A 15,002-nucleotide genomic window follows, 5' to 3' on the forward strand; every position below is an offset into this window, starting at 1 on the left:
TGGCTCCTGGGAGCGACCTGAATGGTAGAGCAGCTTTCCGAGTGTGAAGGCGACTGTTTTCTCCTGACCCCCAACCGGTCCATGAACTGGCGGGGCAATATCCGCATTTGGCTTGCGGCTGTGTTGCTTTCGCTGGTTATTTCCACTGGCATGCTACTGGCCGGAGCATGGCCGGTATTGCCGTTCGCGGGTCTTGAGTTGACCGCATTGGCGGCGGCGTTCTACTACACCTCCCGTCAGTGCCAGAGGCGCGAAGTGCTCACGTTCGCACCGGAGCTGATCCGCCTGGAAAAAGGCCTGACCCAGAAGGAGCGGGAATGGGAGCTGCCCCGGCGCCACACCCGCGTATGGCAGGACATGCCACGTCATCCCTGGACTCCCCCAAAGCTTCACCTGCAGTTCCGGGGCGAGGAAATTTCCCTCGCACCCTTTCTCAATATCGATGACACCAAGGAACTGGTTGCGATCCTGGAGAGGCATGGGCTGAGGGTGGAAAAACGGCGCAGGCCGGAGAAGCTCTGGTTCTGACTACATTCATCTGACAATCAAAGTGTTGCTGTATGAAAGATCACATCGTTGTGCTCAGCGGCGCCGGTATGAGCGCCGAAAGCGGACTCTCCACGTTTCGCGATAATGGCGGCCTGTGGGAACAACACAGTGTCTATGACGTGGCGACGCCAGAAGCCTTTGCCCGAAACCAGGAACTGGTGCTGCGCTTCTACAACGAACGCCGGCGGCAGTTGAAGTCGGCACAACCAAATGACGCCCACCGCTTGCTGGCGGAACTGGAGCAGCATTACCGGGTAACGATCATTACCCAGAACGTGGACAACCTGCATGAGCGGGGCGGCTCCAGCAATGTTATACACCTTCACGGTGAACTCACCAAAGCCCGCAGTTCGACGCATCCGGAACTGATTTACGACATCGGATTCAACGACATACAGCCTGGAGACACCTGTGATCGCGGTTCCCAGCTTCGGCCGCACATCGTATGGTTCGGCGAGGAAGTGCCGATGATCGAGGCCGCAGCGGAGATCGTGCCCACCGCAGATCATCTGCTGATTGTGGGCACGTCCCTGCAAGTCTACCCCGCAGCCGGGCTGGTGGATCTGGTGAATTTCGATGTGCCGGTAACGGTCATCGATCCTGGTGAACCGGCCAGCCTTTCGAGGGCGGAGGTTATTCGCAAGGGCGCCGGTGAGGGCGTTGCGGAGTGGATGAAGGGGCTGGGGTTATAACGCCAGATACTCCTCGAGTTCTTCCCGAAATGCTGCTTGCACCCCCAAACGCTTCATCATCCAGTAATGGCCGGCAATCATTCGGTCAATGAAGATGCTCTCTACCGGCGGCTTGAAGTAGTCCAGGTACTTGAACACGGTGGTGGTTTTTGCAGCGACGTCCTTGTGCAGCTCTGACTCGGCAAAATCGTAGGGCGTATCGCTGTCAAAGGGCTGAATCAGAATGTCCCGCCACATGGCATAGTAGGCTTCGTCCACCGCCGGCTGTGATTCCACGCGAGCACCAAGGGCGATCAGGTGGCGATCCAGGGCGGCGTAATCCTCTTCCAGGGCGGAGACCAGGGCGTTGCGATAGGCCTCGACGATTTCCGGCTTCAGCTTTTTCACGCAGCCAAAGTCATAAAGGATGATGGTGCCATCGGGCCGGTAGGCGAAATTGCCGGCGTGGGGGTCGCCATGGATGCACTGGTAGCGGAAAAGCTGGTCCGCCATCATGGTGAAGATGCGGTGCCCGATCAGGTTGATGGTGTCCTGAGCGTATCTTGCGGGGGTTACCTCGCTGATATGGTCGCCTTCCACCAGCTCCATGGTCAGTACCCGCCGGGACGAGTGGCTGGCAAAGACGGTCGGGATCTCGATCCAGTCGTCATTGGCATGGAACGCCTGGAATTCCTTCAGGTTGCGGGCCTCGTTCTCGTAATCCAGTTCCTCTTTGAGCCGCACCCGGATTTCGTCGAACAGCTGGTCGACGTGCTCTTTCGGCATTTTCAGCAGGCCGCCCAGTTTCAGGGCCATTCGTAGCTGTTTCAGGTCGCTGTCGCAGGATTCGTCCACGCCGGGGTACTGAATCTTGACGATGACATCGGTGCCGTCGTGCAGGCGGGCCCGGTGAACCTGGCCGATGGACGCCGCCGCGTAGGGTTTTTCCTGCAGGTACTCGAACAGTTCTGACACCGGTTTGCCCAGTTCGCTCTCCACCTGACCGACAATCACCTCGAACGGCATGGGCGGGGCCTCTTTCTGAAGCCGCTCAAGGGCATCCGAGAATTCCCGGGGCAGAAAGTCCTGGGTCTGGGAGGCAATCTGGCCGACTTTCATGACCGCGCCCTTGAGCTCACCCAGGGTGTCGACAATCTGGTCCGCCATGCGGGTATAGCTCTCAGAGCGGGCGCCCTCGTTGTCTTCCTCGCTGCGGAATATCCGGCGCGCACGCTGCCCGGCATACTGACCGGCCACGGACGCCGTCATGCCTGCCAGTCTGAAGAATCGTCCGCTGCGTGTGGTAACCGGTTTCTTTGCCATGCCTGTTATACGTCCTGAAGAGCCGATGGACCTGAGGAGGATCGCAATGTCCCATGCCCAGCCTAGAGCACGGTGGTCTCCACAAACAAGGCGTCTTCCAGTTCCAGAGACAATATCTGGCCGGATTCCAGGGGGCCAACGCCTTTTGGTGTACCGGTAAGAACCACATCGCCGGGCATCAGGGTGAATTGGGTGCTTATGTGGGCGATCAATGGCACGATCGGGTTCAGCATATCCCGGGTATCACCGGTTTGCTGGCGTTCGCGGTTGATGTCGAGGGTAAAGGTGAGATGGTCTCGGCGGAGACGGTCGATACACACGAAGGGCGACAGTGGGCAGGCACCATCAAAGGCCTTGGCGCGTTCCCAGGGCTGGCCTTTCTCTTTGAGCCGGGATTGCACGTCTCGCAGCGTCAGGTCCAGCGCCAGGCCGTAGCCAAGGATAGCGGCTTCGGCGTCGCTGGCCGACGCATTGGTCAGTGGGCGGCCGATCAGCACGGCCAGCTCGGTTTCAAAATGAACCGCGCCCTGGTTGCGTGGGAAGTCCAGGGGGCGGGTGATGTGCACCGCGGAGGTTGCCGGTTTGATAAACAGCAGGGGCTCATCGGGAACCGGGTTGTTCAGCTCCCGGGCATGTTCCGCATAGTTACGACCGATGCAGACGATTTTGCCCAAGGGCAGGTTAACCGGTGTTCCGTCTTTCCAGTGGTGCTGATAGTCAGGCATGGCCGCTCCCGTCGTGCGTTATGGAAGGGAGCGAGACGCTCCCTAATCACCCTCAAAAGAGCAAACAGTATAAACCTTCAACTCCTCTTCCTGCAGCTTGCGTGAGCCCCCCAGGTCGGGGAGGTCAATCATGGCAGCCACTTCGACGATCTCGGCGCCAATTCTGCGAATGAGCCGTGAGGCGGCCAGCATGGTGCCGCCGGTGGCGATCAGGTCGTCCACCAGCACCACGTTGTCGCCGGGCTTGAAGGCATCCTTGTGCAGTTCCACCGAGGCGGTGCCGTACTCCAGTTCGTAGTCTTCCACCAGGGTATCGAACGGCAGCTTGCCTTTCTTGCGGATCAGTACCAGCGAGGCGTTCAGCTCATAGGCCAGGGCGGAGCCGATGATAAAACCACGGGCATCTACGGCGGCAACGGCATCAATATCGTGGCCGTGGTAGCGGTGAACGAAGGCATCAATCAGCTTGCGGAACGCGGTGCGGTCCTGGAGCACGGTGGTGATGTCGCGGAAGGCGACGCCTGGCTTGGGCCAGTCTGGCACGGTGCGAATGGCTTTCTTGATGCTTTCTGAAAAATAGTCCATAGCGTGTCCAAGCGCTGAAAGCGCAGCTTAGGCTGCGTCCAGGAAGATGAATTTCAGGATAAAGACCACGGCGATGATGACCACGCTGGGGTTCAGGTCCGACCAGCGGCCGCTCAAGGCCTTGAGGATGGCATAGGTAACGAAGCCCAGGGCAATGCCGTTGGCGATCGAGAAGGTCAGCGGCATCATCAGGGCGGTTACCACTGCCGGTGCGGCTTCGGTGACGTCGTCCCATTCGATCAGCTTCAGGCCGCTGGCCATCAGCACCGCGACATAAAGAAGCGCCGGAGCGGTGGCGTAAGCCGGAATAATACTGGCAATGGGCGAGAGCAGCAGGCACGCCATGAACAGCGCCGCGACGACCACAGCGGTCAGGCCGGTGCGGCCACCGGCGGAGATGCCGGCGGTGGATTCGATGTAGCTGGTGGTGGTGGAGGTGCCGAGGGCAGCGCCGGACATGGTGGCTACGGAATCGGACATCAGCGCACGGCCCAGCCGTGGCAGTTTGCCGTCCTTGTCCAGCAGGCCACCGCGCTGGGCGGCGCCGATGAGGGTGCCGGAGGTGTCAAACAGGTCTACAAACAGAAAGGCGAAAATCACGCTGATCATGCCAATGTTCAGCGCCCCTGCGAGGTCCAGCTGCATGAAGGTCGGCGCCAGACTTGGGGGCGCGGACGCAAAACCATCGTACTCCACCATGCCCAGCCCCATGGCTGCTGCTGTCACGGCAATGATTCCGATCATCACCGCACCGGTGATCTTGCGGAAGGACAGAGCACAGATCAGCACGAAACCGCCGAAGAACAACAGGCTCTCGGCCACTTTTACGTCACCCAGACCAACGAGGGTGGCGGGGTTATCAATCACGATGCCGGCATTTTTCAGCGCGATGAGCGCCAGAAAGAAGCCAATGCCGGCGGAGATGCCAAAACGCAGGGACATGGGAATGCTGTTGATGATCCATTCCCGGACTTTGAAGATACTCAGCAGGAAGAAGATAAAGCCGGAAATGAAGACAGCACCCAAGGCCACCTGCCAGCTATAGCCCATGCCGCCAACAACGGTGAACGAGAAGAACGCGTTCAGGCCCATGCCCGGCGCCAGCGCGATCGGGTAGTTGGCCCAGAGCCCCATGATCAGGGTGCCTATGGTGGCCGCCAGGCAGGTCGCCACGAATACCGCGCCGAAGTCCATGCCGGTAGCGGAGAGAATGCTGGGATTGACCACGATGATGTAAGCCATGGTCAGGAAGGTGGTAAAGCCCGCAAGTACCTCTTTGCGAACTGTGGTGCCATTAGCCTGGAGCTTGAATAGTCGTTCTAGCATGACGTATGCCTGCCTTACAGGGTGCTGAATGGGGGTTGAATGAACCGGTTTCAGGAATTGGGTGAAAAAACGGCAATGTTACCGGCTGGAGGCGAGAACGCCAAGGGACGATTGATCATCGGTAGCCTCATTGCACTGTTCGCCTGTCCCGCTGGAGGCGGATGTCGAAGCGCACAGCCAGCAGTCGGGTGATGAAAATAAACAAGAGGCCAATGGTCATGGCCAGGGATTCGCTCTCCAGCAGCCACTGGCAAACAAAGTATAGCCAACAGCCGGCGAAGGATATGGACGCGTAGATCTGGTCTTTGCGGAAAATCAACGGCACCTCATTGCAGAAGGTGTCACGCAGTGCACCACCAAAAGTACCGGTCATCACGCCCAGGAGTGACGCCACAAACCAGGAGTGGCCAAGGTCCAGAGCCAACTGCGCGCCGAGGATTGTGAAAACACCCAGGCCGAGAGCATCAGGAAGCAGGATGCGCGATTCGCGGATACGCTCGACACGGTGCCAGTAGCTGAACACAACGGCCATGCAGAGGATCAGGATAGGTTGCTCCTGATGCTTGATCCAGTACAACGGGTGATTATCCATCATCAGGTCACGAAGGGTTCCTCCCCCCAGGGCGGTCACGAAGCCGATGGTGAAAACGCCCACCGGGTCCATGTTCTTGGATCGGGCGATCAACATGCCGGAGATCGCAAAGGCAATCACACCGGTCATTTCCAGCACGTAAATTATGTCAAACATCTCTGGCCCTAAGCCGCGTATTGCGAGCGCTGTGATCCGTTCCCGCTTTTTGAAGCGTGTTTGAGGCCTATCTTGAAGCTGTTACGCGTATTGAGCAATGACTATGTCTCTGATTCGTCTGGCCTATGCCAGTGAGTCATTTTTCCGATCAGAATAAGCCCTGCTAATCCGGAGAGATTAGATTTCTTTATTTGCTTCATGATCCGACTCTGTTTAGGTTGATAACCATCCATTGATGTTGTCCTCTATCGACCGTCCAAATATCGACTGTCCTACAACGGAGTCACGAATATGAGAGCGATCCTCTGCAAGGAATACGGCCCGGCGGAGACGCTGGTGATTGAAGACGTCACCAGCCCCGTCGTGAAAGGTCACGGGGTCAAGGTGCGCGTTAAGGCTGCCGGCCTGAACTTCCCGGATACCTTGATCATTGAAGGCAAGTACCAGCTCAAGCCCACCATGCCGTTTTCTCCCGGTGGAGAGATGTCTGGCGAGGTAATTGAAATCGGCGAGAAAGTCACTCGCTTCAAGCCGGGTGACCGGGTTGCCGGCCTCACCGGCTACGGTGCCTTTGCCGAAGAGGTGGTCGTCCCGGAGCAGAACATCCTGCCCATTCCCGAATCCATGTCCGACGAAAAAGCGGCTGCTTTTTCCATGGTCTATGGCACCTCGTATTACGCTCTCAAGCAACGCGCCAATATCCAGCCGGGGGAAACTCTGTTGGTGTTGGGTGCCAGCGGCGGTGTTGGCCTGGCAACGGTGGAACTGGGTAAAGCCATGGGCGCCCATGTGATTGCGGCAGCCAGTACGGCAGAGAAGCTGGCGGTGGCGAAAGAGGCCGGTGCCGACGAGCTGATCAACTACACCGAAGAGCCGTTGAAAGACGCGGTTAAACGCCTGACCAACAGTAAGGGCGTGGATGTGATCTACGATCCGGTCGGCGGTGATTTTACGGAGCAGGCGTTGCGCGCCATGGCCTGGAACGGCCGTCACCTGATCATCGGCTTCGCGGCTGGAGATATCCCCAAGATTCCGGCGAACCTGACGCTGCTGAAAGGCTGTTCCGTTGTTGGTGTCTTCTGGGGCAGCTTCACCCAGCGTGAGCCTCAGAACAGCGCCCAGAACATGATGGAGCTGCTGAAGCTGTTCTCCGAAGGCAAGATTAATCCGCGAATCAGTGAAGTCTATGACTTCGAGGATTACGAGAAGGCCCTTGGGGCGCTGACTGGGCGGACGGCTACCGGGAAGGTTGTTCTCAAGGTCGGTTCTTAAGGCTTGGCTTGGTGCTGGCCTCTGAATCTAGCCTGATGGTTCAGGTGATTGGCCATGGCTGACAGGGACTCCCCAAAAACGCTACGAGCACATCCATGTGCGCTTGACTCCGGCCGTCCCTGGCCGGAGACATTTTGGTGAGTCCCTGTCAGCCAAGGCCTGCGGACCTCGGGGATATACCGGTACATGATGAAACCGTAGGGCGGAACCTTCCATGATTTGACAGCACCGGTGGGAACCCCCTCCCAAAAATGTGCGGAGCCATGGATGGCGGAGCCCAAGCGCACATGGATGTGCTTGAAGCGTTTTTTGGGAGGGGGTTCCCACTGGTGCAGCCCCCAAAGCCAAACAGGCTAGGGCCAAGATACACAGGCACCACCATAGGCCCAGGAAAACTCAAAACCGGACATCACCCGAATCAATCTGGGCAACCAGCTCAGAAGTCAACCGGGTATAACCATCTGTACCGGGTAACCAGGCGTAAACCTCCTCCCCCGGTTTGTCGATGGAATAACCGGCTTTCTGGATATCCACCTTGCGGTACTTGAAGGTCCCCGTTTTCTCGATGGCACTGGTTACCCGAACAAACACCGGAATCGCATAGGGCGGCAGGTTGTCGCTCAGGTACCGGAACAGTCGGTTTACATCAAATTCATGGCCATTGGCGTGGGGAACCAGCGTTACCATGCCGGCCTTGCCGTTGGTGCCCGGAATCTCCACCCCATAGACAATGGCTTCCTCCACCATATTGGAACCGTCGATGATGTTCTCCACCTCTGTGGTGGATACGTTCTCGCCCTTCCAGCGGAAAGTGTCGCCCATGCGGTCCACGAACTGCAGGTGTCCGCAGCCGATTTCTTTTAGCACGTCACCGGTGTTGAACCACTGGTCGCCTTTCTTGAAGGCGTCCCGCAGGATCGATTTTTCCGTGGCTTCTTTCTGGGTATAACCCTCGAAGGACCACTTCTTGGTGATCTCGCCGATCAGCAGGCCCGGCTCGCCCTTTTCGACTTCCTGCATGAATCCGCTGTCGTTCCGAACCGGGTCGCGGGTGCCGTCGTGGAATTTGACCAGTTTGTAGGGGGCGGTGGAAAAGCCAACGGTGTTGTCCAGGTTGAAGAAATTGCTGAAGGCGATGTTGCCCTCGCTGGAGGCATAGAGTTCCGCCACGGTTTCGATGCCAAAGCGTCCCTTGAACTCCTTCCAGATGGACGGGCGCAGGCCGTTGCCGATCATCTTGGTGAGGTTGTGATTGCGGTCCTGTTCGCTGGGGGGCTGATTCAGCAGGTAACGGCAGAGTTCGCCCACGTAGCCGAAAGTGGTTGCCTGGAAATACCGCACGTCGTCCCAGAACGCGCTGGCGGAGAATTTTCGACGCAGGGCAATGGCAGAGCCACCGGCCATCACGGATCCCCAGCACACCAGCAGGGCGGTGCCGTGGTACAGCGGAAGGGTGCAGTAAAGGACATCGTCCGGTCTCATGTCCAGGGACATCATGCCGAACCCGCCGTAGGCTTTCATGAACTTGCGGTGGCTGCCCGGCGCCGCCTTGGGTAAGCCAGTGGTGCCGGAGGTGAACAGGTAGATGGCGGTGTCACCCATAGTGGGCGGATCGGCCGGCTTGGGGGCCGTATTCCGATGGGCGCTGACCGTTGCCGCCATGTTCACATAGCCCTCCGGTGCATCGCCGAAGATGTTCGTGGTGTTGGTATCGGCCAGGAACAGGAATGGGTTGGGGTGGCTGGTCCTGATATCGGCTTTCACGCCGTCAAAGGCCTCCACCAGTTCCTCGCCCACAACGACCATTTTAGGACTGACCAGATTGATGCTGTGTTCCAGTACGCGCCCCTTCTGGGAGGTGTTGAGCATGGCACAGGCCACGCCCACCTTGGCGGCACCGGCGACCACGGCGAGCAGCTCCGGGCGGTTTTCCAGGAATACGGCGATGGTATCGCCCCGGATAAGGCCCTCTGTCTTCAGGAAACCGGCAATGCGGTTGGCCCAACCGTTGAATTCCCGCCAGGTAATGCTGCGGTCTTCGAACAGGATGGCCGGGCGGTGTCCGTATTTTTCGGCGTTGCGGTCCACCAGGGTGCCAAGGGTCAGGTCCTTGTTCTCGTTTTTGACCGAGTAGTAGTAATAGCCCTTGGCAATGGCGGGAAATCGCCGGAGTATGCCCGGCAGGCTGCGAGCAATGTCACGTGGGGATACGTTGTCCTGGGTCATAGGGTCATCCGTCAGGGTCAGTGTGAAACGTTGTTGTTTGTTTTGCCCCCGGACAACGAATGGCTCCGGGGTTAATCCAGAAACAGGTCCGGCAGCAGGGGCTTGTCGCCTGGCTGGTACCGGTAGTGTTCGAAATCCGTTACGCCGTCGGCCCTGAGCACGTCCTCATCGATCAGGGACTGACCGGTCATTGCCCCGGCAGGACGGCTGAGGACGCTCAGTGCGGCGTCCGCCATGATGTCTGGCTTGCGGCCCTGGGCCATCATTTGCGGGCCGCCCACTTCAAACTCAATGGCGGCCGTGGCGATTAACGTTTTAGGCCACAGGGTGTTCACTGAAACCCCGTAACGCCGAAACTCCTCGGCCATACCCATGCTCAGCATGGTCATGGCGTACTTGGTGGTGGTGTAGGGCCCATACTGGGCGAACCACCGGGTATCCAAATTCAAAGGCGGCGACAGGCTCAGGATATGGGCCTGGTCGGACTCCTTCAGCCAGGGCAATGCCGCCTGACTGCAGAGGAATACGGCGCGAGCGTTGACCTGATGCATCAGGTCGTACCGGCTGACCTTCAGGTTCTCGACGCCGGTCAGTTTGATGGCGCCCGCGTTGTTTACCAGCGCATCAATGCCGCCAAAATGGTTCGCAGCTTCATCTATCCGCTGGCGCACCAGTTTTTCGTCTCGCACATCCAGCACCAGTGGCAGGGCCTGGCCACCTGCCTGTCGAATTTCCTCCGCCACGCTGTGTATCGTGCCCGGCAGCTTTGGATGCGGTTCGTCGGATTTTGCACCGATCACCACATTGGCACCTTCTCGGGCACAGGCAAGGGCGATGGCTCGCCCGATACCCCGGCTGCCTCCGGTTATAAAAACGGTTCTGTTCTTCATTGTGCTCATTGTCCGGCCTCCTCTGAGGTGACGTCTGTGGCAGTGATCTCTACCAGTAACTGGCTGCGTTTTACCTGGTCGCCTTTGGTGGCCAGTATCTCGCCGACCGTGCCATCGCGGTCGGCTTTTACCGGATGCTCCATCTTCATGGCCTCCAGGATGACCAGAGTGTCGCCCTGTTTCACCGCCTGGCCGGCCTGGACCAGAACATCAATAATGGCGCCGTCCATGGTGGCCTTGATACGGCCACTGCCGCTGGCGGCGGCACCGCTGGCCGGCTGGTGGGTCACGTCACGCACTGCCAGTGCCTGCCCGAACGCCTGCAAATATAGGTGATTGCCCTGGCAGTGATATTGGCATCGCTGACGAACGCCGTTGTCGATAATGCATAACAGGCCATCGCCCATGCTTTCAAGGTCGAGCTCGTATTGCTCTTCGCCCAGGGTCACGGTGACATGATTGCCGGCGCGGCGGACCAGCAGTTCCAGGGTTTTATCGCCGGTATCCAGTTTCATCGGACTGACAGTCGACGGTGCGTTGCTCCAGGCATTATTGAGGTCGGCCCGAACGTCAGGACGGCCTGAATTGCCATGGCTGAACACGCAGGCCGCCAACGCAAGCTCGCGGATGCTGATGTCTTTTGGTGCCAGGGATGGATCGTCTCTGAACGCCTGTTGCAGGAAGGCGGTGGTGGCCTCGCCTTCGCCGAAGGTGTCGTCCGCGATGATGCGGCTCAGGAAATAACGGTTGGTGGTCACACCGAATACAGTGGTGTCTTCCAGCGCCCTGAGCAGTCGACGACGGGCTTCGTTGCGATTGGCCCCCCAGGCGATCACCTTGGCCAGCATGGGATCATAGTGAGGCGTAATCGAGTCCCCGGAGCGCACGCCGGTATCAAACCGCAAACCTTCGCCTTCCGCAGGCTGGAACTGGTGCAGCTGCCCGGTTTGCGGTGTGAAGCCGTTGGCTGGGTCTTCTGCGTAAAGGCGCACTTCAATGGCATGGCCGTTCAGCTGGATCTGGTCCTGTGTTAGTGGCAGCGCCAGGCCCTCGGCCACGGAAAGCTGCCAGGCCACCAGATCCTGACCGGTGATCAGTTCGGTCACAGGGTGCTCCACCTGCAGGCGGGTGTTCATTTCCAGGAAGTAGAAGTTGCGGTCCTTGTCGGCGAGGAACTCGACCGTACCAGCACCTTCATAGTCACAGGCCAGCGCCGCCTTCACGGCAGCTTCGCCCATGGCCTGGCGCAGTTCGGGTGTTACAAACGGAGAGGGTGCCTCTTCGATGACTTTCTGATGGCGCCGCTGAACTGAACAGTCCCGTTCACCGAGATACACCGCGTTACCGTGTTGGTCTGCAAATATCTGGATTTCGATATGGCGGGGTTCAATAACCGCCTTCTCCAGAATCAGCTCACCATCGCCAAAGGCCTGCTTGGCTTCGGAGCGAGCCCGCTGAATGTTATCGGCCAGTTCCGCTGCCTTTTCCACCAGACGCATACCACGGCCACCCCCGCCGGCAGAGGCCTTGATCATCAATGGGTAGCCGATATTTTCGGCGGCGTTGATGAGTTCTTCGTCGCTGGCATTGTCGCCCTCGAACCCCGGCACCACCGGCACACCGGCTTCCTGCATGGCAATCTTCGATCGCCGCTTACTGCCCATCAGCTCAATAGCCGCCTCCGGTGGCCCGACAAACACCAGGCCGGCGTCTTTGCAGGCCCTGGCAAACCCGGAATTCTCCGACAGGAACCCATACCCCGGATGCACACAATCCGCCCCGGTTTTCCGCGCCGCCTCAATAATCGCCTCTGCGTTCAAATACGACGCCGATACCTGAGCCAGTCCGATACACACCGCCTCGTCGGCCAATTCCACGTGCAGGGCCTTGGCGTCTGCCTCGGAATACACTGCCACCGTCCGGTATCCCAGCGACTTCGCGGTTTTGATCACCCGTACGGCGATTTCGCCTCGGTTCGCTATCAGGAGCTTTTTTAGCATTTTTGCTGGTCTCATGGTTGGGTGGTTATCCGCTTTGGTGGGAGGGAGGCCCTGGTTCAGGACACGCCGTGAATACGTCCATGTAGGCTCCTAAAAAACATCCATGTTTTTTAGGGTCCTGAACCAGGGCCTCCCTCCCACCAAAGCTCCTTCCAACTGTTGTAATTGCATGTCTTTTTTTATGAGCGTTTTGCACGGTGTCTGGGGTCGGGGTTGATCCGGCTTTCCGGGACCGTCAAAAACATGGATGTTTTTGTCGAGCGTACAGGGACGTATTCACCGCGTGTCCCGGAAAGCCGGATCAATCCCGACCCTCCACCATCAGTCTGACTTGGCCCAAGAAGCCGGCCGTTTCTGCATAAACGCAAGAGTCCCCTCGGAACCCTCGTCACTGCGAATCGCCTCGGCAAACTTCCCGGCAGCACTGTCCAGAAGCCCACTCATCGACTCGTGACCAACGCGGTGCAACAACGCCTTGGTCTGGGCCGTCGCATTCGGCGCGCACTGCTGTACCCGGTCAACCGCATGGCCGAGCAACTCATCAATCTCAACTTCAGACTCCGCCACCTGGTGAACAATCCCCAGCCGGCACGCCTCATCCGCGTCCACTCGCAGCCCCAGCAACGCCAACCGACGCGCCTGCGTCAGCCCGATGCGCTCCACCACAAACGGCGCAATCTGCGCGGGAATGACTCCCAGGGTCGTCTCCGGCATACCAAACTTGGCTGTCGGCCCGGCAATCGCCACATCCGACACACAGGCCAATCCAAAACCGCCGCCCATCACCGCACCCTCGGTGACTGCAATCACCACCTTCGACGACTCGTTCACCTGTTGAATCATCTGGCCGAACGCCCGGTTCAGCCGGTAGAAAGGATCTTCCTCACCCTCGGAAGGCTTCTGCCCCCGGGCACCGGCCATGTCCTTGATATCCCCGCCGGCGCAAAAGTGGCCACCGGCTCCGCGAATCACCACGGCACGAATGCTGGCGTCGTTCTCAACCTGACTGAACACCGTCGACAGTTCCGCCACCATCTGCAGGCTCATGGCGTTCCGAACGTCCGGCCGGTTGATGGTGACGTGAAGGGCAGGCCCCTGTTTCTCCAGAACTAGCGTTTCGCAGTGAGGTAAATTTTCCATAGACATGACTCCAATACCGTTGTCTGGGGGCTGGTTGGCAGGAAGGTAGGGCCGTTTCGGGACCGTCAAAAACATGGATGTTTTTGTCGAGCGTACATGGACGTATTCACAGCGTGTCTCGAAACGGCCCTACCTTCCTGCCTGCCAGTCCTTCCCCCAATGCCAAAATCCAAAAAATCAGTCCCGCTGCTTACCAGGCAAAGTCCCCATCATCTTGCAGATAATCCCCAACATGATTTCGTCAGCACCGCCGCCAATCGACACCAGCCGCACATCCCGGAACGCACGGGACAGGGGGTTCTCCCACATGTAACCATTGCCCCCCCAATACTGCAGGCAACTGTCCGTCACCTCACGCCCAAGCCGGCCAGCCTTCAGCTTGGCCATTGACGCCAGCTTGGTCACATCCTTGCCTTCCACATGCAGCTCACAGGCCTGATAGGTGAGGGCACGCAGGGCTTCCACCTCGGTTTGCAGCTCTGCCAGGCGGAAGTGAATCACCTGGTTGTTGATCAACGGCTGCCCGAACGTTTTGCGCTCGCGGCAGTATTCAATGGTCTTGTTGATACAGAGTTCCAGCGCCTTGATCACGTTGGCCGCGCCCCACATCCGTTCTTCCTGGAACTGCAGCATCTGCATCATGAACCCGGTGCCTTCCGCACCGATGCGATAGCGCTGCGGCACTCGCACATCGTCAAAAAAAATCTGCGCGGTTTCGGAAGAGCGCATGCCCAGCTTGTTCAAATGCGGGCTGAAGGAAATGCCCGGCGTGTTCATGGGCACAACGATGAGCGATTTGTTCTTGTGGGGCTTGTCGTCGGAGGTGTTGGCCAGCAGGCAGATGAAGTCGGCTTTGGGGCTGTTGGTGATCCACATCTTGGAGCCGTTGATGACGTAGTCATCGCCGTCCTGTTTTGCGGTGGTTTTCATCCCCGCCACATCAGAACCGGCGGCGACTTCGCTGACGCCGATACAGCCCACCATATCGCCGGCAATGGCCGGGGCAAGGAAGGTCCGTTTGAGTTCGTCGGAGCCAAAGCGTGAAATGGCAGGGGTGCACATATCTGTCTGCACACCTATTGCCAGCGGCACACCGCCGCAATGGGCAGTGCCGAGTTCTTCGGCGGCCACCAGGTTGTAGCTGTAATCCAGCCCCATGCCGCCATACTCTTCCGGCTTCTGAATGCCCAGCAAGCCCAGGTTGCCGAGCTTCTTGAAGATATCGTGAATCGGGAACTCGCCGGCTTCTTCCCATTCGTCGCAGTGGGGATTGATTTCCTTCTCCACGAAATCGCGGACGGTTTTTCTGAGGGCTTCGTGTTCGGCTGTGAATTTCACGTTTTTGTTCTCCTGATGTTAGTTCGTGCCTAAGTGGTAGTGGTGCACGTTCTCTAGCTTGGGTGGCGGCTGTGTAGGCGGGCCTTCAGAAACACGCTCCTTCGGCACATCCATGTGACGCTCGGGCTCCGCCATCCATGGCTCCGCACGGTTTCTGAAGGCCCGCCCACACAGCCGCTTTGTCTATAAATTCGTTGCTTCCTGCAGGG

General features: G+C 58.6%; 13 protein-coding genes. 3 read left to right on the forward strand and 10 right to left on the reverse strand.

Translation table 11 applies throughout. The annotated features are described in order from the left end of the window. Positions 1-21: 21 nt before the first annotated feature. Positions 22-528 (forward strand): DUF2244 domain-containing protein, encoded by a 507-nt coding sequence (locus tag SIC19_RS15650; RefSeq protein ID WP_075196562.1) that lies wholly within the window; start codon positions 22-24, stop codon positions 526-528. Between the two features lie 32 nt (positions 529-560). Next, the gene (locus SIC19_RS15655) at positions 561-1,241 is read left to right on the forward strand and encodes an SIR2 family NAD-dependent protein deacylase (RefSeq protein ID WP_075196561.1); all 681 of its coding nucleotides are present in this window, start codon (positions 561-563) and stop codon (positions 1,239-1,241) included. Here SIC19_RS15655 and SIC19_RS15660 read toward each other — a convergent pair. The 5 genes from SIC19_RS15660 to SIC19_RS15680 all read right to left on the reverse strand — a co-directional run bounded on the left by SIC19_RS15660 (position 1,236) and on the right by SIC19_RS15680 (position 5,927). After that, positions 1,236-2,543: an ABC1 kinase family protein gene (locus SIC19_RS15660; protein ID WP_075196560.1), complete on the reverse strand. Its 1,308-nt coding sequence runs from the start codon at positions 2,541-2,543 to the stop codon at positions 1,236-1,238. The genes SIC19_RS15655 and SIC19_RS15660 overlap by 6 nt on opposite strands. 62 nt (positions 2,544-2,605) lie before the next feature. Further along, on the reverse strand, positions 2,606-3,268 hold the full coding sequence (locus SIC19_RS15665; protein WP_075196559.1) for a fumarylacetoacetate hydrolase family protein: 663 nt from the start codon (positions 3,266-3,268) through the stop codon (positions 2,606-2,608). 42 nt (positions 3,269-3,310) lie between these two features. Further along, positions 3,311-3,853 (reverse strand): adenine phosphoribosyltransferase, encoded by a 543-nt coding sequence (locus tag SIC19_RS15670; RefSeq protein ID WP_036209624.1) that lies wholly within the window; start codon positions 3,851-3,853, stop codon positions 3,311-3,313. Positions 3,854-3,880: 27 nt separating this feature from the next. Continuing rightward, positions 3,881-5,179 carry an NCS2 family permease gene (locus SIC19_RS15675; protein ID WP_036209628.1) on the reverse strand — a complete coding sequence of 433 codons (1,299 nt, stop codon included), beginning with the start codon at positions 5,177-5,179 and terminating at the stop codon, positions 3,881-3,883. Positions 5,180-5,306: 127 nt separating this feature from the next. Next, positions 5,307-5,927 carry a trimeric intracellular cation channel family protein gene (locus SIC19_RS15680; RefSeq protein WP_041332388.1) on the reverse strand — a complete coding sequence of 207 codons (621 nt, stop codon included), beginning with the start codon at positions 5,925-5,927 and terminating at the stop codon, positions 5,307-5,309. A gap of 291 nt (positions 5,928-6,218) precedes the next feature. Between SIC19_RS15680 and SIC19_RS15685 the strand changes: the two genes are divergently transcribed. Beyond that, entirely contained in the window at positions 6,219-7,199 is a 981-nt protein-coding gene (locus SIC19_RS15685) for an NADPH:quinone oxidoreductase family protein (RefSeq protein ID WP_075196558.1), read from the forward strand. Between the two features lie 396 nt (positions 7,200-7,595). On the opposite strand, the gene SIC19_RS15690 is transcribed toward SIC19_RS15685, so the two are convergent. The 5 genes from SIC19_RS15690 to SIC19_RS15710 all read right to left on the reverse strand — a co-directional run bounded on the left by SIC19_RS15690 (position 7,596) and on the right by SIC19_RS15710 (position 14,793). Continuing rightward, a complete protein-coding gene (locus tag SIC19_RS15690) occupies positions 7,596-9,425 on the reverse strand; it encodes a long-chain-acyl-CoA synthetase (protein WP_075196557.1) in 1,830 nt (609 codons plus the stop codon). Between the two features lie 71 nt (positions 9,426-9,496). Then, on the reverse strand, positions 9,497-10,324 hold the full coding sequence (locus tag SIC19_RS15695) for an SDR family oxidoreductase (protein WP_075196556.1): 828 nt from the start codon (positions 10,322-10,324) through the stop codon (positions 9,497-9,499). Further along, complete coding sequence (locus SIC19_RS15700) at positions 10,321-12,315, reverse strand: acetyl/propionyl/methylcrotonyl-CoA carboxylase subunit alpha (RefSeq protein ID WP_127401735.1); 1,995 nt, start codon at positions 12,313-12,315, stop codon at positions 10,321-10,323. The genes SIC19_RS15695 and SIC19_RS15700 overlap by 4 nt, the downstream gene beginning before the upstream one ends. Before the next feature lie 321 nt (positions 12,316-12,636). Next, positions 12,637-13,455: an enoyl-CoA hydratase/isomerase family protein gene (locus SIC19_RS15705; protein WP_127401734.1), complete on the reverse strand. Its 819-nt coding sequence runs from the start codon at positions 13,453-13,455 to the stop codon at positions 12,637-12,639. A gap of 177 nt (positions 13,456-13,632) precedes the next feature. Beyond that, on the reverse strand, positions 13,633-14,793 hold the full coding sequence (locus tag SIC19_RS15710; RefSeq protein ID WP_085679755.1) for an acyl-CoA dehydrogenase family protein: 1,161 nt from the start codon (positions 14,791-14,793) through the stop codon (positions 13,633-13,635). Between the last annotated feature and the right edge of the window lie 209 nt (positions 14,794-15,002).

This window comes from Marinobacter sp. MIT930201 (genome assembly GCF_047122665.1).
Taxonomy (GTDB): Bacteria; Pseudomonadota; Gammaproteobacteria; order Pseudomonadales; family Oleiphilaceae; genus Marinobacter; species Marinobacter salarius.